The sequence below is a fragment of the Nonomuraea sp. NPDC050733 genome, assembly GCF_040654215.1.
Lineage (GTDB): Bacteria > Actinomycetota > Actinomycetes > Streptosporangiales > Streptosporangiaceae > Nonomuraea.
On sequence record NZ_JBFAHO010000039.1, the window covers coordinates 61253 to 77243 of the forward strand.

At 72.5% G+C, this 15991-nt stretch carries 19 protein-coding genes and 1 pseudogene; 9 read left to right on the top strand and 11 right to left on the bottom strand.

Annotated elements, in window-relative coordinates; all coding sequences use genetic code 11:
- Positions 1-42 precede the first annotated feature (42 nt).
- The 3 genes from AB0H64_RS36900 to AB0H64_RS36910 all read left to right on the top strand — a co-directional run bounded on the left by AB0H64_RS36900 (position 43) and on the right by AB0H64_RS36910 (position 2670).
- Positions 43-1281: a histidine kinase gene (locus AB0H64_RS36900; RefSeq protein WP_357634188.1), complete on the top strand. Its 1239-nt coding sequence runs from the start codon at positions 43-45 to the stop codon at positions 1279-1281.
- Positions 1278-1934 (top strand): response regulator transcription factor, encoded by a 657-nt coding sequence (locus AB0H64_RS36905; RefSeq protein ID WP_357634191.1) that lies wholly within the window; start codon positions 1278-1280, stop codon positions 1932-1934. The genes AB0H64_RS36900 and AB0H64_RS36905 overlap by 4 nt, the downstream gene beginning before the upstream one ends.
- A gap of 124 nt (positions 1935-2058) precedes the next feature.
- Entirely contained in the window at positions 2059-2670 is a 612-nt protein-coding gene (locus AB0H64_RS36910; protein WP_357634194.1) for a TetR family transcriptional regulator, read from the top strand.
- A gap of 48 nt (positions 2671-2718) precedes the next feature.
- On the opposite strand, the gene AB0H64_RS36915 is transcribed toward AB0H64_RS36910, so the two are convergent.
- The gene (locus AB0H64_RS36915; protein WP_357634197.1) at positions 2719-3573 is read right to left on the bottom strand and encodes a hypothetical protein; all 855 of its coding nucleotides are present in this window, start codon (positions 3571-3573) and stop codon (positions 2719-2721) included.
- 244 nt (positions 3574-3817) lie between these two features.
- Between AB0H64_RS36915 and AB0H64_RS36920 the strand changes: the two genes are divergently transcribed.
- Positions 3818-4477 (top strand): helix-turn-helix domain-containing protein, encoded by a 660-nt coding sequence (locus AB0H64_RS36920; RefSeq protein WP_357634200.1) that lies wholly within the window; start codon positions 3818-3820, stop codon positions 4475-4477.
- On the top strand, positions 4474-6084 hold the full coding sequence (locus AB0H64_RS36925; RefSeq protein WP_357634202.1) for a CocE/NonD family hydrolase: 1611 nt from the start codon (positions 4474-4476) through the stop codon (positions 6082-6084). The genes AB0H64_RS36920 and AB0H64_RS36925 overlap by 4 nt, the downstream gene beginning before the upstream one ends.
- Before the next feature lie 27 nt (positions 6085-6111).
- Here AB0H64_RS36925 and AB0H64_RS36930 read toward each other — a convergent pair whose 3' ends face one another.
- The 5 genes and pseudogenes from AB0H64_RS36930 to AB0H64_RS36950 form a co-directional block, all read right to left on the bottom strand.
- Positions 6112-7506 carry a xylan 1,4-beta-xylosidase gene (locus AB0H64_RS36930; protein ID WP_357634204.1) on the bottom strand — a complete coding sequence of 465 codons (1395 nt, stop codon included), beginning with the start codon at positions 7504-7506 and terminating at the stop codon, positions 6112-6114.
- Between the two features lie 226 nt (positions 7507-7732).
- A complete protein-coding gene (locus tag AB0H64_RS36935) occupies positions 7733-8404 on the bottom strand; it encodes a helix-turn-helix domain-containing protein (RefSeq protein ID WP_357634207.1) in 672 nt (223 codons plus the stop codon).
- Entirely contained in the window at positions 8401-9105 is a 705-nt protein-coding gene (locus tag AB0H64_RS36940) for a hypothetical protein (protein WP_357634210.1), read from the bottom strand. The genes AB0H64_RS36935 and AB0H64_RS36940 overlap by 4 nt, the downstream gene beginning before the upstream one ends.
- Positions 9106-9109: 4 nt before the next feature.
- Positions 9110-9460, bottom strand: a pseudogene (locus tag AB0H64_RS36945) (type I glyceraldehyde-3-phosphate dehydrogenase); the annotation flags it as partial.
- Between the two features lie 152 nt (positions 9461-9612).
- Positions 9613-10221 (bottom strand): dihydrofolate reductase family protein, encoded by a 609-nt coding sequence (locus AB0H64_RS36950; RefSeq protein WP_357634213.1) that lies wholly within the window; start codon positions 10219-10221, stop codon positions 9613-9615.
- A gap of 243 nt (positions 10222-10464) precedes the next feature.
- Between AB0H64_RS36950 and AB0H64_RS36955 the strand changes: the two genes are divergently transcribed.
- A complete protein-coding gene (locus AB0H64_RS36955) occupies positions 10465-11169 on the top strand; it encodes a DUF4328 domain-containing protein (protein WP_357634216.1) in 705 nt (234 codons plus the stop codon).
- Here AB0H64_RS36955 and AB0H64_RS36960 read toward each other — a convergent pair.
- Both AB0H64_RS36960 and AB0H64_RS36965 read right to left on the bottom strand, forming a co-directional pair.
- Entirely contained in the window at positions 11160-11645 is a 486-nt protein-coding gene (locus AB0H64_RS36960) for a class I SAM-dependent methyltransferase (RefSeq protein ID WP_357634219.1), read from the bottom strand. The genes AB0H64_RS36955 and AB0H64_RS36960 overlap by 10 nt on opposite strands.
- A gap of 63 nt (positions 11646-11708) precedes the next feature.
- Complete coding sequence (locus AB0H64_RS36965) at positions 11709-12326, bottom strand: LysE family translocator (protein WP_357634222.1); 618 nt, start codon at positions 12324-12326, stop codon at positions 11709-11711.
- A gap of 110 nt (positions 12327-12436) precedes the next feature.
- Here AB0H64_RS36965 and AB0H64_RS36970 point away from each other — a divergent pair, with 110 nt between their 5' ends.
- Positions 12437-12889, top strand: coding sequence for an Lrp/AsnC family transcriptional regulator (locus AB0H64_RS36970; RefSeq protein ID WP_310713806.1), 453 nt, complete (start codon positions 12437-12439; stop codon positions 12887-12889).
- Between the two features lie 4 nt (positions 12890-12893).
- On the opposite strand, the gene AB0H64_RS36975 is transcribed toward AB0H64_RS36970, so the two are convergent.
- Positions 12894-13586, bottom strand: coding sequence for a hypothetical protein (locus AB0H64_RS36975; RefSeq protein WP_357634225.1), 693 nt, complete (start codon positions 13584-13586; stop codon positions 12894-12896).
- A gap of 152 nt (positions 13587-13738) precedes the next feature.
- Between AB0H64_RS36975 and AB0H64_RS36980 the strand changes: the two genes are divergently transcribed.
- The gene (locus AB0H64_RS36980; RefSeq protein ID WP_357634228.1) at positions 13739-14236 is read left to right on the top strand and encodes a potassium channel family protein; all 498 of its coding nucleotides are present in this window, start codon (positions 13739-13741) and stop codon (positions 14234-14236) included.
- Positions 14237-14251: 15 nt separating this feature from the next.
- On the opposite strand, the gene AB0H64_RS36985 is transcribed toward AB0H64_RS36980, so the two are convergent.
- Positions 14252-14434 carry a hypothetical protein gene (locus AB0H64_RS36985; RefSeq protein WP_357634231.1) on the bottom strand — a complete coding sequence of 61 codons (183 nt, stop codon included), beginning with the start codon at positions 14432-14434 and terminating at the stop codon, positions 14252-14254.
- A gap of 110 nt (positions 14435-14544) precedes the next feature.
- Here AB0H64_RS36985 and AB0H64_RS36990 point away from each other — a divergent pair, with 110 nt between their 5' ends.
- Positions 14545-15000, top strand: coding sequence for a hypothetical protein (locus AB0H64_RS36990; RefSeq protein WP_357634233.1), 456 nt, complete (start codon positions 14545-14547; stop codon positions 14998-15000).
- Between the two features lie 520 nt (positions 15001-15520).
- Here AB0H64_RS36990 and AB0H64_RS36995 read toward each other — a convergent pair.
- Positions 15521-15991, bottom strand: a 471-nt coding sequence (locus tag AB0H64_RS36995) for a dihydrofolate reductase family protein (protein WP_357634236.1), incomplete at its 5' end; no start/stop codon positions are given.

The window sequence follows — 15991 nt, forward strand, 5'->3', positions numbered from 1 at the left end:
GGGCCGATGCCCGGCCGGGAGGCGGTGGCTACGATCGAGCGCGTGCACCATGACCCGCCCCGCCCTCCTCTGACGCAGCGGTTGCCGCCGGGCGCGCGGACGGCGCTCACCTGGAGTGCGGTGGCGGTCTTCGCCCTCGTGCTGTTCGTCACGCTGCTGACCCAGGACCAGGACGTCCATCCGGAGGCCCCCGCCGCGGCGGCCGCGGCCGTCGTCATGGCGCTGCCCCTGGCCGGGGCGCGGCGCCGGCCGTCGGCGGTGCTCGCGGTGCTGCTGGCCGAGATCCCCGTCGAGATGGCCGTGGGGGTGACGGCCGAACGGATCTGGCCGGTGTTCCTGGCCGCCGACCTCCTGACCGGCCTGGTCACGGCCGGACGGTCACGCCGGACCGGCGTCGCCGCCGCGGTCGCCGCGCTGGCGGTCCAGCAGGTGGCGTGGCAGTTCGACCTGTGGCGCGGCGGCCACCGCGCCCTCGCGCCGGGTTTCCTCGGGCTGACGCTCGTGCTCGCCCTGGGCGTCCTGGTCGCCTGGCTGGCCGGCACCTCGATCCGCCAGCGGCGCGAGTACGGCCGGGCGCTGCGCGCGCACGCCGCCGCCGAGGCGGTCACGGCGGAGCGGCTGCGCATCGCCCGTGAGCTGCACGACATGGTCGCCCACAGCATCGGCGTCATCGCCATCCAGGCCGGCGCGGGCGGCAGGGTGATGGACGCCGAGCCGGCCAAGGCCCGCGAGGCGCTGAACGCGATCGAGGCCACCAGCCGCGAGACCCTGAGAGGGCTGCGGAGCCTGCTCGGCGTGCTGCGCCGGCCGGAGCCGCGGCCCGCGGAGCCCGCGCCGTCCGCGGGGCTGGCGGACCTCGACGCGTTCGTGGCCACGACCGCCGCCGCCGGTGTCCGCGTGGACGTGCGCTGGAGCGGCGAACGCCGCCCGCTGCCGGCCGCCGTCGACCGGTCCGCGTTCCGCATCGTGCAGGAGGCGGTGACGAACGTGGTCCGGCACGCGGGCGTCGCCCGCTGCGCGGTGTCGATCGACTTCCGCGACGAGGAGCTGCGCGTCGAGATCGTGAACGGCGGGGCCGGCCCCGCCCCGGCGGCCCCGGCCGGCGGCGGCGGGTACGGCATCGCCGGCATGCGGGAGCGCGTCGCGCTGCTGGACGGCGACCTCAGCGCCGGGCCACGGCCCGCCGGCGGGTTCCGGGTCGCCGCCCGGCTGCCCATCCCCGGCGGGCCCGATGACGACCACGAGCCGGGCGCGATGACGAGTGCCGAGGGAGTGCGATGACGATCCGGGTCGTGCTGGCCGACGACCAGCCGCTCATCCGCGCCGGACTGCGCACGGTCATCGCCGGGACGCCGGACACGGACGTCGTCGGGGAGGCCGGGACCGGCGCCCAGGCGGTGCGGCTGGCCAGGGAGCTGCGCCCCGACGTGGTGCTGATGGACATCCGCATGCCGGGCATGGACGGCATCGAGGCCACCCAGCTGATCACAACCGGCGGGCCGGCCCCCCGGGTCGTCATCCTGACCACCTTCGACGACGACGACAACGTCTACGCCGCCCTGCGGGCCGGGGCCAGCGGCTTCCTGGTCAAGGACATGGCGCTGGAGGACATCCTGGCGGCCGTCCGCGTGGTCGCGGCCGGAGACGCCCTGATCGCGCCCGGCGTCACCCGCCGCCTCATCGAGGAGTTCGCCGCCCGGCCCCCCTCCACTCCCGGGTCGCGGGACCTCGGCGGTGTGACCGGGCGCGAACGCGAGGTGCTGACCCTGGTGGGGCGCGGCCTGTCCAACGCCGAGATCGCGGCCCACCTGCACATCAGTCCGGGCACCGCCAAGGCGCATGTGGCCAGCCTGCTCGCCAAGCTCGGCGCCCGCGACCGGGTCCAGCTCGTCATCGCCGCCTACGACGCCGGCCTGGTGTCGCCCGCCCGCTGACCGGCCCGGGACCACTGGGCTCCGCGTCCGGCGTCCGTTCCGGCCTTGTGACGGCGGACAGGGCCGAGTTCGACGCAAACGACGCCGGTACGGAAACTCAACAAGGGTGAGCTACTCTGCCGGGGTGACCGAGACACGTCAGAAGAGAGCCGGCGGGCGACGGCCGGGAGTGTCGGGAACGCGCGAGGCGATCCTGGCGGCCGCCCAGCGGAGCTTCGCCGAGCAGGGCTACCTGGCGACCACCATCCGCGGCGTCGCCTCGGCCGCCGGGGTCGATCCCGCGCTGGTCCTGCAGTTCTTCGGCAGCAAGGACGGGCTCTTCGACGCCGCCCTGCGGGCCGATCCACCCACCCGGCCCCTGACGGAGCTGGTGCGCGACGTCGACGTCGACCACCTGGGGGAGCGGCTGGCGCGGCGTTACCTGGAGCTCTGGGAGGCCCCGGACACCGGGGCCCGGCTGCTCGCGGTGGTGCGCGGCGCGTCGGCCTCGCCCAGCGCGTCGGCGATGGTGGCCGCGTTCATGACCGACGAGGTGATGCTGCCCCTCGCCCGCGCCATCGGGACCGACCGGGCCGAGCTGCGCGCGAACCTCACGGGCGCGCACCTGCTGGGCGTGGCGACGGCCCGGTACGTGCTGAAGGTCGAGCCGCTCGCCTCGCTCGACCGCGAAGCGCTCGTCGCCATCCTGGCCCCCCTCGTGCGGCACCACCTCACCGGTGATCTGGGACAGCCGTAGGCCTGGCCGGGCCACCCAGCCGTCCGACGGATTCACGGACGGGCACCGTCATCGCCTCGTCAGCCCCCGCGCCACCGGCAATCCCGTTCCGGAATCCAGGACGAGGCGGTCGCCGAGCGGTCGCGTGAGCGTGACGGGGATCGTGCCGATCTTGAGCATGAGGTTGCACCACCCGCCCGACATCTCCTCGTCCACGTCCACCACCACGAGCCGGTCGGTCTCGTAGGCGCGCGTGCCATGGATGCGGTCGCAGGAACCGTGGCCGTACTTGAGGAGCACGTCCTTCGGCCTGCCGGCGACGAGGTCGTACGCTGTCACCTCTTCGGTGTCCCCCTCCACCCCCTTCGGCGGGGCCGTGACGGCTGAGGGGGCGAGCGCCACGTGGACGTACTTCTGCTTGACGCCCTTGACGGTGAACATCCAGGCGGGCACCCGGATCGTGCCACGGCTGGTGTTCAGCGGCGCCTCACCCAGCTCGGCGCCGGTCACCCGGAGCGGGCGGCATCCCTTGGCGGGGCACTCCTCCTCGATGAAGGCAGCCGGTCGGCTGAAGGACGCGTACGCGCTCGCCGCCGAAACGAGCGGCACGTCCAGGGCCGAGCCGTCCGGCCAGCGCAGGCGGGTGCGGGCAGGGGAGTCGGCGGGGAGGTCCGTGGCCGGCTCCCAGACGCCGTTGTGCGCGCTCAGGCTCGCCCAGGCCGGAACGCGGTCCCATTCCCGCCCACTCGGGAGCTCCTCCAGGGCGACCAGCCCCTCACGCCAGGCGCGGTCGTCGGCCGAGCCGTTCCAGCGCGCCGCCACCTCCTGGGCGCGATCTTCGAACTCGCCCGGCGATACGCGAGAGAGCGGGCTGCAGGAGGACAGCAGTAACACCAGAGACAGCCACGTAACCGTCCTGCGCAAGAGAATCCCTCCGCCGTCGCCATGCAGGTCTGTCACATTCGTCCGTCCGGCGGGGGTCGAGGTCTGACTGACCGAGCGCCGGCCGGGCGAGCCCGTGACGGAGATCATCTGACGAGGAGCAATCCCCTGTCCACTGCCTGCGCCGTCCTGACCGCCGTCTCTCGTTCTCCCGGGGAGACGACGGTACGGGCCTGTTCGTGATAACACTTGAAAATTTATTGACGTCTGTCCATTATCTGGGGTTATGACGTTCGAGCAGGTCGTTCAGGACCGCCGGGTGCGCCGGACGCGGTCCGCGCTCATGCGCGCCGCGGTCGCCCTGGTGTCCGAACGCGGAACGGCGGCCGTCGCGATCTCCGACATCGCCGAGGCCGCCGACGTGAGCCGGCAGGTGGTGTACCAGCAGTTCGGCGACCGCGACACGCTGCTGCTGGAGGCCGCGCTCGACCTCGTCCGGCGCGAGCTGCTGCCGGGCGTCACGGAAGGACCGAACGCGCCGGCCGGGCACCCCGGGGAACCGGCCGGACGTAGCCGGGCGCTGGCCGCGGCGCGGCACTTCGCGCGGCACCGCGCGTTCTACCGGGCGCTGCTGACCGGCTCGTACGCGTTCGCCCTGAACAGGGCGCTCACCGGCCTGCTCATCCCGATCAACCGGCAGGCCGTCCAGCGCCTGTACGGCGAACGGCTCGACCCGCGCACGGCCGAGGACCTCGCCACGTTCCTGACCGGCGGCGGGGCCGCCTGCGTCAACACCTGGGTGGTGGACGGCGAGGACCCGCTCGACCCCGACGAGTTCACCGACCGGCTGATGCGGACGATGTCCGCCCTGGCCGCCGGAATGAGCCCGCCCGCCACGCTCCCGCACGCCACCACCACCCCGCAGGACAGGGAGGAGACCCGGTGAACGTCATCAGCCGTCTCATCGAGCGCCGCCTGGAGCTGCCCCCGCCCCTGACAAGGGACCTGGTCGTCCAGCGGGACCTGCGGGTCCCGATGCCCGACGGCGTCGAGCTGCTGGCCGACCGGTGGGCGCCGCGGGCCGGGGGAGAGGGGCTGCCGACCGCGCTGATCCGCTGCCCGTACGGCAGGCGGGGGCCGCTGGCCCTGGTCATGGCCAGGCCGCTGGCCGAACGCGGCTACCAGGTGCTGATCCAGAGCACCCGCGGCGGCTTCGGCTCCGGCGGGGCCTTCGACCCGTTGCGGCAGGAGCGCGAGGACGGCCTGGCGACGCTGGACTGGGTGGTCCGGCAGCCGTGGTTCGGCGACTCGATCGTGCTGGCCGGCATGAGCTACATGGGGTACGTGCAGTGGGCGGTCGCCGACCGGCTGCCGCCGCAGGTCAAGGCGATGATCCCGCAGGTGACCGAGTCGGCGCTGACCCTGGAGTTCCTGCGCGGCGACGGCCTGTCGCTGGAGACGCCGTTCGGGTGGGGCGTCCTGGTGGCCGTCCAGGAACGCCGCTGGGCGATGCTCCGCCAGCCGTTCCAGACGAGGAGGACGCGCCGCGCGCTGGCCACGCTCCCGCTCGGCCGGGCCGACGTCGCCGCCATCGGCCGCCGCTCGGACTACATCCAGGACGTCCTCTCCCACGACGCCGCCCACCCACGCTGGGCCGGCCTCGATCACCGCCATCGGGTGGCCGAGGTGACCGTGCCGGTCAGCTCCATCGGCGGCTGGTACGACGTCTTCCTGCCCGGCCAGCTCCGCGACTTCCGCGCGTTGCAGGAGGCGGGGCGGCCGGCCCGGCTGACGGTCGGCCCGTGGACGCACGCGACGTTCACGAACACGGCGGTGATCGAGGCCGTCGAGTTCGGGCTGGCCCACGCGCGCGGCGAGGAGCCGCCGCACCGCGCGCCGGTGCGCCTGTACGTGACGGGCGAGGAGTCCTGGCGGGACTTCGCGTCGTGGCCGCCCGAGGGCTACATCCCGCGGCGGTTCCACCTCCAGCCGGGCGGCGCGCTGGACGGCGAGCCGCCCCGCGAGTCGGAGCCCGACCGGTACCGCTACGACCCGGCGGACCCGACGCCCGCGGCCGGCGGCGTGCGCATGTCCGACGGGGGCCGCGTCGACAACACGGCCCTGGAGGCCCGCGCGGACGTGCTCACCTACACCACCGGCGTGCTCGGCGCGGACGTCGAGGTGGTCGGCGAGGTCGCCGCCGAGATCTGGTTCCGCTCCAGCCTCTCCCACGCCGACGTCTTCGTCCGGCTCTGCGACGTGGGCCCGGACGGCCGCTCCGTCAACGTCTGCGACGGCCTGACCAGCCTGTCGGGAGCCGGTGAGATCACCCGCGCCGACGTCCGGCTGTGGCCGGCCGCGCACCGGTTCAGGCGCGGCCACCGCATCAGGGTGCAGGTCTCCAGCGGCGCCTTCCCGCGGTACGCCCGCAACCCGGGCACCGGCGAGCCGCACGCCACCGCCACCACGCTCCGGGCCGCCGACCAGGCCGTCCACCACGACCCGGAGCACCCGTCGGCGGTGATCCTCCCCGTCGCGACCACGGCACCCTGACTCCCGGTGCCGGGCGGCCGCGACGTTCTAGCGGCCGCTCCACTTGATCTCGTACGGCTGGAGCGCGACCTGCTTGCCGTCCACGGTCGCCGTGACGGCCTGGTCCGCCGTGTTGACCGCCAGCAGCTGCTGCTCCTGCGCCAGCACGCGGACCCGCGGGTCGGAGGAGGTGACATCCTCCAGCTCGGCCCCCGCGGGGAACCAGCGGGCGAACTCGCTCACCAGCTGCCCGGTCGGCAGCATCGCGCCGGTGCCGGGCGCCCACATGCAGCCCCGGCATTCCCCCTCCTTGGCCTGCGGGTTCCAGTACAGGGCCGTGGCGGCGCCGCTGCGGGCGAACTCCATCATCGACACGGCCTGCACGGCCAGGCGCTTCGGCTCGGGCCACGTGGTGCCGTCCTCCGGCACGACGTACCACTCCGACCACCAGACCGGCAGGTCACCGGTCCGCTCGCGCAGCCACGCGGTGATCGCGCCGAACTTGGCCACCGCCCCGAAATCGTCCGGCCGCAGCTCATGCGTCTCGGTGGGGGAGGCGCCGTCCACCACGACGAAGTCGGCGCCCTTCTTGTTCTTGAACCAGTACTCGAAGGCGTCCAGCGCGTTCTGGTTGACCACGCCCCACGGGCCGCGCAGCTTCGACGAGCCTTCGTTGTCGCTGTCGAAGCCGATGTACGGGCCGCCGACCTGGGCGTCCGGGCGGGCCGCCTTGACCGCCGCGTACACCTTGTTGTACAGCTCCGTATAGCCCTTGATGTCCGCCGGCTTGGCGTGGTCCCGCCAGAAGCCCTTCAGCTCGTTCCAGACCATGAAGTACTTCACGTCGGTGTAGCGGGTGGCGACGGCGGCGGCGAGCTTGGCGAAGTCGTCGAAGTGCTCCGGGTACGGGGCGTCCTCCAGGTGCTCCTTCCACGCCGACTCCTCGGTCGGGCCCTGGGGGCCGCCCTTCATCCAGTCGGGGGCGCAGCACAGCGTCATGACCGGGGTGGCGCCCGACTCGCGCATGAGGTTCACCCTGCTGTCGAGGTCCTCCCAGAAGAACTCGCCGGGGCGCGGCTCCGGGTTGAGCGCGCCGAAGCCCATGATGTGCTGGTTCTGCAGCATCGGCGTCCGGGCCAGCGCGCCCGCCACGTCCTGCTCGAACTGCGGGCTGACGTTGTTCGCGCTGACGCCCGTGTGGGTGAAGCCCCAGCGCGGCCAGGCGGCGTCCACCGGCGGCGGCTTGCGGATCTCACCGGCCGCGGGCGGCGCGGAGGCTCCCGGCGCCTCCGAGGTGGGCGCCTTGTCGCCCGTGCCGTTGCCCGTGGTGTTCTCCGGAGAGCAGCCCGCGAGGGCGAGCGCCGCCGCGACGACCGCCGCGGCCGAGGCCGCCTTCCACCTGGAACGTCCCCGCCCTGACGACGCAGGGAAACCCGATGACACCTGATTCCCATCCGATCCTTGGTAGACGACGGGGATGTAGCGTTCCATGACTGGCGTAAGGCCGTCATGTCGCGGGCCCGGTTCACCGGCAATCGTTACACCGGTCACCGGCTCATCGGTGCTGGAGCGATTCGTGCGGGGAACGTACGTTACGCCAGATCCCCTTCCTCCGCAGGCCGTCACGGCACGTCCACGAGCCGGAGCGCGCGCGGGTCGTCCGGCGGGCTCAGCCGGTGTCCCCGGCGACGGGGGAGGCGATGACGACGGTGACGTCCGCGGGGACGTCACCGGTGCGGTAGCGGTGCGGCGCGTCCCCGGCGAAGGCCAGCATGTCGCCCGCGTCCAGGCGGCGGGGGTCGTCGGCCGGACCGGCGACGAGGCCGCCCGACGCGACCAGCAGATGCTCGGTCGTGCCGGGCGCGTGGGGGACGCCGTCGACGGTGGTGCCCGCGGGGAGCCGCAGCCGCCAGATCTCCAGGCTGTGGCCGCCGCTGATCCGCCGCAGCAGCTCCCTCGTGGGACCGTCGCCGGCGGCCGGGGTGGCAGGGAGGTGCACGGTGCCGGGGCCGGCGTGGCGGGCGAGCAGGTCGGTGAGGGGGACGGCCAGGGCGACGGCGATGGCGTCGAGCGTGTCGACGGTGGGGTTGCCCGTGCCCGCCTCCAGCTGCGACAGCGTCGCCTTGCTCAGCCCGGTCCGCCGGGCCAGCTCGGCCTGGCTCATCCCGCGCTGCAGCCGGCGACGCTGCACCTGGGCGCCGGCTGCGGCGGCGGCGCTGCTGGCGGGCCGCCGATCCCGGTCGGCGGCACTGCTCACGGGCCGGCGCTCCCGGTCGCCGGCGCTGCTGGCAGGCCGGTGCTCCCGGTCGGCGGCCTCGCGGTCCTCGCCGGGGGCGCTCATCGTGGCAGCCGGTGGGAGGCGGTGTAGGAGACGCGGACGCGGCCCTTCTTCAGCCTCACCGAGGGGATCGTCACCCGCTCCAGGTCGGCGAGGCTGCGCACGTGCGTGCCGCCGCACGGGGCGGCGTGCAGGTCGCCCAGCCGTACGACGCGGCGCCCCTCGTCGTCGCGCCCGGCGATGACCGGCAGGTCCTCGGCGACGGCCGCGGCCACGAACGCGCGCAGCCGGTCGGCGGCCTTCTCCCGGTCCTCGGGGTCGGCGAGGCGTGTTCCCGTCTCGGACGGTGTGAGCTCGATGCGGGCCTGGCCGGGGAAGTGGTTGCTGGCGGCCATCGTCCACCCCTCGGCCCGGGTCGCCGCCTCGACGAGGTGGCCGGTGGTGTGCAGGGCGGCGTGCAGCAGGCGCAGGCCGTCGTCGACGCGCGCGTGGACGACGTCGCCCTCCGACAGGTCGTCCAGCCCGGCGCCCTCGACGGCCTGGAGGACCACGAGACCGGTCCCGGCATGCCGTACCGGGACGACCTCGCACTCGTCCAGCCGGCCGCGATCGGCGGGCTGGCCGCCGCCCTGCGGATGGAAGATGTTGTCCCGCACCGCCACCCACGCACCGCCGTCGTCGCGCCCGGCCGCGACGACGGCCGTGGTGACGTCGGTGAGGTACGTGTCCTCCAGGTACGCCGGCTGCTGCTTTTGATGAACCATACGTTCATCTTATCGAACAGCGACGGCTACAGCGTGCACCCACGAGGAGGGCCAGGTCGATGAGGCGGTTGGAGTAGCCCCACTCGTTGTCGTACCAGCCGACGACCTTGACCTGCGTGCCCAGCACCCGGGTGAGCTTGGCGTCGAAGACGCGGGACGCGGGGTCGGTGACGATGTCGGTGCTGACGATGGGCGCCTCGGTGTAGGACGGCAGCCCCTTGTACGGGCCCGCGGCGGCCTCGGCGTAGGCCTCCTGGACCTCCTGCACGGTGGTGGGACGGCGGGTGGTGACGATCAGGTCGGTGACCGAGCCGGTGGGGACGGGCACCCGCAGGGCGAAGGCGTCGAGACGGCCAGCTGGTCGCGCGGCTGACCGCCGAGCAGCGGCGGGCGATCGCCGGCGCCCTGCCCGCCCTGACCCGCCTGGCCGAGCTCGGCCGGACCCGGCCCCCGGACCCGCCGGGCCGGTGACGCGCCGGGCCGTGAAGGGTCCGGCCCGCGTGTGCGTCAGACGACGGAGCCGTACGAGGGCTTGCCCGCCCAGTCGTAGGTGACGTAGACGACGCCGGCACCCGTGGTCCTCGATCCGGTGAGCTTCAGCCCGGCAGGGGCGGTGCCCTCGGCGAAGAGACGCTTCCCCTCGCCCAGGATGACGGGGAAGACCAGCAGGCGGTACTCGTCGACCAGCTCGGCCCGCTGCAGGGTGCGGAGCAGGTCGCTGCTGCCCTGGACGAGGATCTCGCCGTCGGTCTCGCGCTTCAGGTCGGCGACCGTCCGGGCGGCGTCGCCCACCAGCACCCGGGTGTTGCGCCAGGTGGCCTCCATCGGCGACCTCGTGGCGACGTACTTGGGCATGCCGTTGATCTCGGCGCCGCCCTCCTCGTCCGGCACGTTCGGCCAGTGCGAGGAGAGGATGTCGTACGACCTGCGCCCCAGGAGCATCCCGTCCGCGCGGTCGAGCTGCTCGCCCATGATCTCGCCGAACCCCTCGTCCACGTGCGGGGGCAGCCATCCGCCGTGCGGGAAGCCGTGGGAGTCGTCCTCGCCGGGGCCGCCGGGGCCCTGCATGACGCCGTCCAGCGAAACGAACGCCGAGACCACCAGCCTGCTTGCCATCTTCTGCTCCCTCTGTCGCGTTTCGTCGCGGGGCCCCGGGAGGGCCGCCGTCCTCATGTGCCTTCAGCTTGGCGTGGCCCGTTTACCACCTTCTTAAGGCTTTCCTACGGCAGCAGCGGACGCGGCCGGGGAGTCGCAAGTTGATCACGAAAGGGTGCCGGGTGGAAGACGCCCTCTCGCAGGGCCCGCCGGGCCGGTGATACTGGCGGGTCGTTTCATCGGATCCGTCGTGAAGGGCGTGACGTGTACCCCCCACCGTCGCCATCGGCATGGCAGCCACCGCTGCCGCTGCGGCCGGTACGCCGCCTGGCCAACCTCGCTCTCGGCGCGCTCGCGCTCGACTGCCTGGCGGGCCTGGCGTCCGCCGCGTCTGACGCGTGGGAGGTGTCGGTCATCGACCGCCTGCTGACCGACCCCTACTCCGTCAGCGACGCCGAGCTCGACGCGAGCGACCTCGTCTACACCGGCTCCGGGTTCGTGCAGACGGGGACGTTCGTGGTGGCCGCCGTGGCGTTCCTCGTCTGGCTCTTCCGGGTCCGGTCGAACGCCGAGCTGCTGGCGCCGGACGGGCACCGGCATCCCAGGCCCTGGCTCGTCCTCGCCTGGGCCGTGCCGATCGTCTGCTTCTGGTACCCCAAGCAGCTGGTCGACGACATCTGGGCCGCCTCCCGGCCGGCCGCCCCGCCGCGCCGGCTCCGGGTGATCACCGCCTGGTGGACGCTCTGGGTTCTCACCTCCTCGGTGACCTACGTGGCCGGCCGCGTCCTCGGCCAGGCCGACGAGGTGGACTCCCTGGAGGACCTGGAGGGCTGGGCGGTCGTGGCCATGGCCGACATGGGGAGCGTCGCGCTGTGGATCGTCGTCGCGGCCCTGGCGGCGGCGATGATCGCCCGCATCACCGACGCCCAGGAAGCCCTGACCACGAGGCACGCGGCCGCTCAGCTGTGAGGGTCCCGGTGGGCGACGGTCAGCAGGTGTCCGCTGAGGAGCGACGGCACGCTCTTCGCCACCAGGCCGCCCGGCCGTACGGCGCGCCGGGCCTCCGACAGGGCCCGCACCCGGTCGGCTCGCTCGGAAAGGTGGTAGAGCGGCCCCAGCAGGAGAACCGCGTCCACGCTCGCGTCCGGAACCGGCAGACGCCGCGCGTCGCCCAGCCGCGCGCTCACCCCGTGCAGTTGCGAGGCGCGCTCGACGTGCAGCGGGACCGGATCCAGCAGCTCAACGTCGTAGCCGTCCGCGCTCAGCCACTCGGCGTGCACCCCGGTTCCGCCGCCCACGTCCAGCACCCGCGCCGGCGCCGGCGGCAGTGTCCGGCGCAGCACGTCCTGCGTGCGCCAGAACTCCCACCGGCCGCGCCCCTCGCGCAACCTGCCGTGCTCCCTGTCCTGTTCGTAGTAGGCGAGCAGCTCCCGCGTCACCGTCATACCCGATCATGTTCGAGGGCCCGGACCTCCGGCAAGCGGTTTGCCCGCCGGGCGGGGCGCCGCTCAGCGCAGCAGGTGGTCGATGATGATCCAGGCGCCGATGACGGCCATGGCGGCTCCCGACAGGCGGCTGACGAGGCGGGCGGCGGCGGGACGGCCGTGCAGGGCGACCCGGGTGAGCCGGCCCACGCCGAGGTAGAACAGCCCGCAGGTGGTCATGAAGGTCAGGCCGAGCACCCCGATCTGCGCGGACACCGGCCAGGCGCCGTTCAGGTTCGTGAACTGGGGGAGCAGGGCAAGGAAGATCAGCAGGCCCTTTGGGTTGAGCGCGCTGACGCCGATGCCGCGCAGGAAGACGGCCCTGTCGGTGCCGGCGGCGGCCTCCCGCGAGAAGGCGGGGGTGGAGGGACGGGCGACGGTCATGGCGCCGTGCCACACCAGGTAGAGGCCGCCCACCAGGGTGAGGCCGGTGAGGATGACCGGGTTCCCGGCGACCAGGGCGCCCACGCCGGCCGCGACGACGACGGTGATGGCCGCGTAGCCGACGACCAGCCCACCCACCGCCGGGGTCACGGAGCGGCCGTGCAGCCCGGCGCCGATGGTGAACGCCCAGTCGGCGCCCGGGACGACGATGAGCAGGAGGGTGACCGCCCAGAAGGCGAGCACGGAACTGGCGGCCATGGAGCAGAATCCCCCCGCTAGCTGGTCATACGGGGAGAATAGTGCTCATCGCGCCGAATAGGCTTCCAACTTTCGCCCGCGTGAGGCGCCTGGGTGGAAGGATCTGCTTCATGGACGCGATCGACCGGAAGATTCTTGCTCTGCTTCAGCAGGACGGCCGTCTGACGGTCACCGAGCTGGCGGCGCGGGTGGGCCTCAGCGTGTCGCCGTGCCATCGCCGGCTCCGGGAACTCGAACGCGGCGGGACGATCCGCGGCTACCGGGCGATCGTGGACGCCGCGGCCCTCGGGCTGACGTTCCAGGCGCTGGTGTTCGTCACCATGCGCCAGGAGGACCGCGAGACGCTCCTGGGGTTCGAGGCCGCCGTCGCCCGGGTGCCGGAGGTGGTGCAGGCACAGCGGCTGTTCGGCGATCCGGACTACCTGCTGCGGATCGTCACCGCCGACCTGACCGCGTACCAGGAGCTGGAGGACGACGTTCTCGCCGCGCTCCCCGGCGTGCAGAGGCTGAACTCCACCCTCGTGATGAAGCACGTGGTGGACGACCGCCCCCTGCCCACATGACGGCCTATCCCCGGGCCGGGACGGCCGTCCTGTCGTGGGCGGCCGACGGATAGTAGGAGGCCCACGCCTCGTCACCCATGCGCAGGATCTTCAGCCCCGTCCAGCCCAGGCCGATCACCGGCAGGATCCAGAACGCCACGGTCGCGGGCCCGTACTCCAGGGGGAAGGAGGCGACGTACCCGATGAACACCAGCAGCGGCACCCACCAGCCGACGAAGCCCGCCCGCCACACGGCCACGGTCAGCAGCGGCAGGCCGAGGACCGCGAAGAAGATCCACGGCATCTGGAAGCCGATGACGACGCCGGGCAGGTTCAGCATCTCGTCGAGGATCTTCTGCGCCTGCTCCGGCGGGTAGTGCCGGCCCAGCCACCACTCGACCGGGTCGCTCATCAGCAGCGCGGAGGTGGAGATGTACCCGATGACCGTCGCCGCGCCCGCGATGTGGCCGAGCGTGGTCGCCTTGCGCCGGGTGAGATGGGCCAGGCCGAGGGCCGCGACGGCCATCAGCATCCAGCTCCAGTGGTAGAGCGCCGATTCGGTCTGCGCGAGCGCGGGGTTGGCCCCGTAGCTGACCGCCTCCCTGTCGTCGCCCCAGGTGCCGGGATCGACGACGACGGCCACGGCCTGGAGCAGCGGGGCCACGATGAGGACGGTGCCGGCCGCCACGCGGCGAAATGTCACCTGGTCGTTGAACATGCCGCAGACGTTAGGAGCCGCGGGCACCGGCCGTCGTCCGCCTGCGGAGCGACGGGGCGTCATCTCCGAGACGGAGAAGATCGTGGACATTCTTCGGCGATTCCCTACCGTGTCCCACGTTGCGCGCCGGATGACCGAGGAATGCTGACCGCATGTCCCCTTACGGAGCCCGCATGCTGGCATGGACGCGGACGGCGGGCGCCATCGCGGTCGTCACCGGCCTCTACTTCGTCGTGCCACTGCCCCAGGCGGGGCCCGGAGGCGGCTTGTTCCAGTGGCGCGTCTTCGCGTCCCTGGTGGGTCTGGTCGTCCTGACCTGGCTGCTCACCCGGCAGGTGCAGCGGGCGCTGCGCCCGGACCGCCTCCTGGTGGAGCAGGTCACGATGCTGCTGACCGGCGTCAACGTGGTGGTGGTCTTCTTCGCGGCCACGTACGTGGTGATGGCCGATCAGTTCGCCGGCATCCGCACCAGGCTGGACGCGCTGTACTTCGCGGTGGTGACGCTGGGCACGATCGGGTACGGCGACGTCGTCCCCGTCGGGCAGGGGGCGAAGGCGGCGGTCATCGTGCAGACGGTGTTCGACCTGGTCATCGTCACCTCGGCCATCACGATCGTCGTCAGCGCGTTGCGCCCGCGCGGGCGGCCATGAGTTTCACCCCGGGGGCTATGAGGCGGACGCCTCCCATTCGTGACAGGGGCTGAGGGGGTGATGCCGGTAGATGGTGCCGACGGCCTGCCCGCTGACCTTCAGGCTGACTTCCTGGCCCACGGGGCCGCACACGCACTGCGGGGACATCTCGTGCCCCACCGCGTCGTCGACCGGTCGCACGTGAACAATCTGGTGCATCGGATTTCTCCAGGGAGAGGTAAACGCCTTGGCAGTTTAACCCTTATCTGCCTATATGTCGCTTTTAACTTCTCCATGGAGATGAGCGGGCGCGTCTAGAGTCCGGTGGCATGACGGCCGTCGTGATCCCCATGCACCCACCCTCCGGGGGCACCGTCCAGCTGCACCGGATTCTCGGCGTGCTGCCCGAGAACACGTGGGCGTGGAGCATCTTCGACCTCTGGGCGGTCGGTGTCGCGCCCCGGGGCATGACGATGCCGGCCTTCGAGGACCTCGTCCAGACCTCCGCCACCGGATACCGCATGACCTGGCGCGAGCTGACGGACGCCGCCTCCCGCCTGGACCAGGTGCACGACTGTCTCATCGTGGCCGCCGACTCCCCGCACCTTCTGTCGAGGCCGCTATCCGGACGTCCCGGACTCCTCGTGGTGATAGAAGCACTGGACAGCGGCCGATGGGAGGTCGAGATCAGCGAACGTCTCGACGGCGCCGACGCGATGAGAGAACGACTCGCCTCACTGGTTCGGGGTCCAGGCGCGTCTGGACGCGAGTCTGGGTGTGGGTGACGGTCTCGGTGATGACCTCGCGCACCGGTTCGGTGGTCGCGGCCGCGGTGGCGATGTCGCGCTGCAGGCGGGCTTCGGCGGTGCGCACTTCCCAGGCGCGGTTGCGGTGCGCCTTGCTGCAGTAGGTCGGCGGCCGGCCGCGCCCGGAGTAGGGGATGAGGCTGCCGCACCAGCCGCAGGTGCGGGACTGCAGGCGCTGCTGTACGCGGGTGCTGAGGGTGCTCTCGCCGGCGGGATCCATTGATCCATCACAGCGAGCTTGCGTCCCGGACGGAACGCTAAGGCTGTCTTATCTACTAACTTGCTCCGCGATCGCGGTGTCGGCGACCTGCTGACGCGGCCCGCCCCGCTGTCTCGTCCGGGTGAACGTTGCAACGCCCGGACCTACCTTGCCACCGCTCGCGAAGCGTTCGGACCAACCCTGCATCGGGAGGGATCTTGACAGGGGAAGATGACGACCATGACAGCACTTGTGTCCGCTGATGATCCTGCGTTAGTGCCCGGTCCGTGGCCGATCGGCTCAGCGGCGGACGCGGTAGCGGATGTGGGTGGCCTCTGGGGTGTCGATCACCTGAATGATCTCCAACTCGATCTCCGACGGCAGGACGTCGAACAACCGGCGTCCTGCGCCCAGGAGTACTGGAATGTGATGGATCTGCACTTCATCCAGCACCCCGGCCTGGAGGGCCTGCTGCACCGTGTACGCGCCGCCACGAATCTGGACGTCCCGTTCCCCGGCGGCGGCCTTCGCCTGCGCCATAGCGCTTTCGATCCCGTCGTTCACGTAGGTCACCAGCGGATAACCCCACCGGGCGGCCGGGCTGGGCGGCCGGTGACTGGGGACGAAGATCGGCAGACCGCCGTGAGAGCCGCCCCAGTGGTCCATGAGCTCAGCGGTCCGCCGTCCCGCGAGGATCGCACCAGCCCCGTTCCATTCGTCTTGGAACTGCTTGACCGGCCCGGGATGCTGGTCCGAGTCGGCCCACTTGTG

Bases quoted from the DNA above. Each gene is read 5' to 3' on its own strand.
- AB0H64_RS36905 (WP_357634191.1), top strand. From the start codon at position 1,278: ATGACGATCCGGGTCGTGCTGGCCGACGACCAGCCGCTCATCCGCGCC.
- AB0H64_RS36920 (WP_357634200.1), top strand. From the start codon at position 3,818: ATGACGTTCGAGCAGGTCGTTCAGGACCGCCGGGTGCGCCGGACGCGG.
- AB0H64_RS36935 (WP_357634207.1), bottom strand. From the start codon at position 8,404: ATGAGCGCCCCCGGCGAGGACCGCGAGGCCGCCGACCGGGAGCACCGG.
- AB0H64_RS36940 (WP_357634210.1), bottom strand. From the start codon at position 9,105: ATGGTTCATCAAAAGCAGCAGCCGGCGTACCTGGAGGACACGTACCTC.
- AB0H64_RS36950 (WP_357634213.1), bottom strand. From the start codon at position 10,221: ATGGCAAGCAGGCTGGTGGTCTCGGCGTTCGTTTCGCTGGACGGCGTC.
- AB0H64_RS36960 (WP_357634219.1), bottom strand. From the start codon at position 11,645: ATGACGGTGACGCGGGAGCTGCTCGCCTACTACGAACAGGACAGGGAG.
- AB0H64_RS36965 (WP_357634222.1), bottom strand. From the start codon at position 12,326: ATGGCCGCCAGTTCCGTGCTCGCCTTCTGGGCGGTCACCCTCCTGCTC.
- AB0H64_RS36970 (WP_310713806.1), top strand. From the start codon at position 12,437: ATGGACGCGATCGACCGGAAGATTCTTGCTCTGCTTCAGCAGGACGGC.
- AB0H64_RS36975 (WP_357634225.1), bottom strand. From the start codon at position 13,586: ATGTTCAACGACCAGGTGACATTTCGCCGCGTGGCGGCCGGCACCGTC.
- AB0H64_RS36980 (WP_357634228.1), top strand. From the start codon at position 13,739: ATGTCCCCTTACGGAGCCCGCATGCTGGCATGGACGCGGACGGCGGGC.
- AB0H64_RS36985 (WP_357634231.1), bottom strand. From the start codon at position 14,434: ATGCACCAGATTGTTCACGTGCGACCGGTCGACGACGCGGTGGGGCAC.
- AB0H64_RS36990 (WP_357634233.1), top strand. From the start codon at position 14,545: ATGACGGCCGTCGTGATCCCCATGCACCCACCCTCCGGGGGCACCGTC.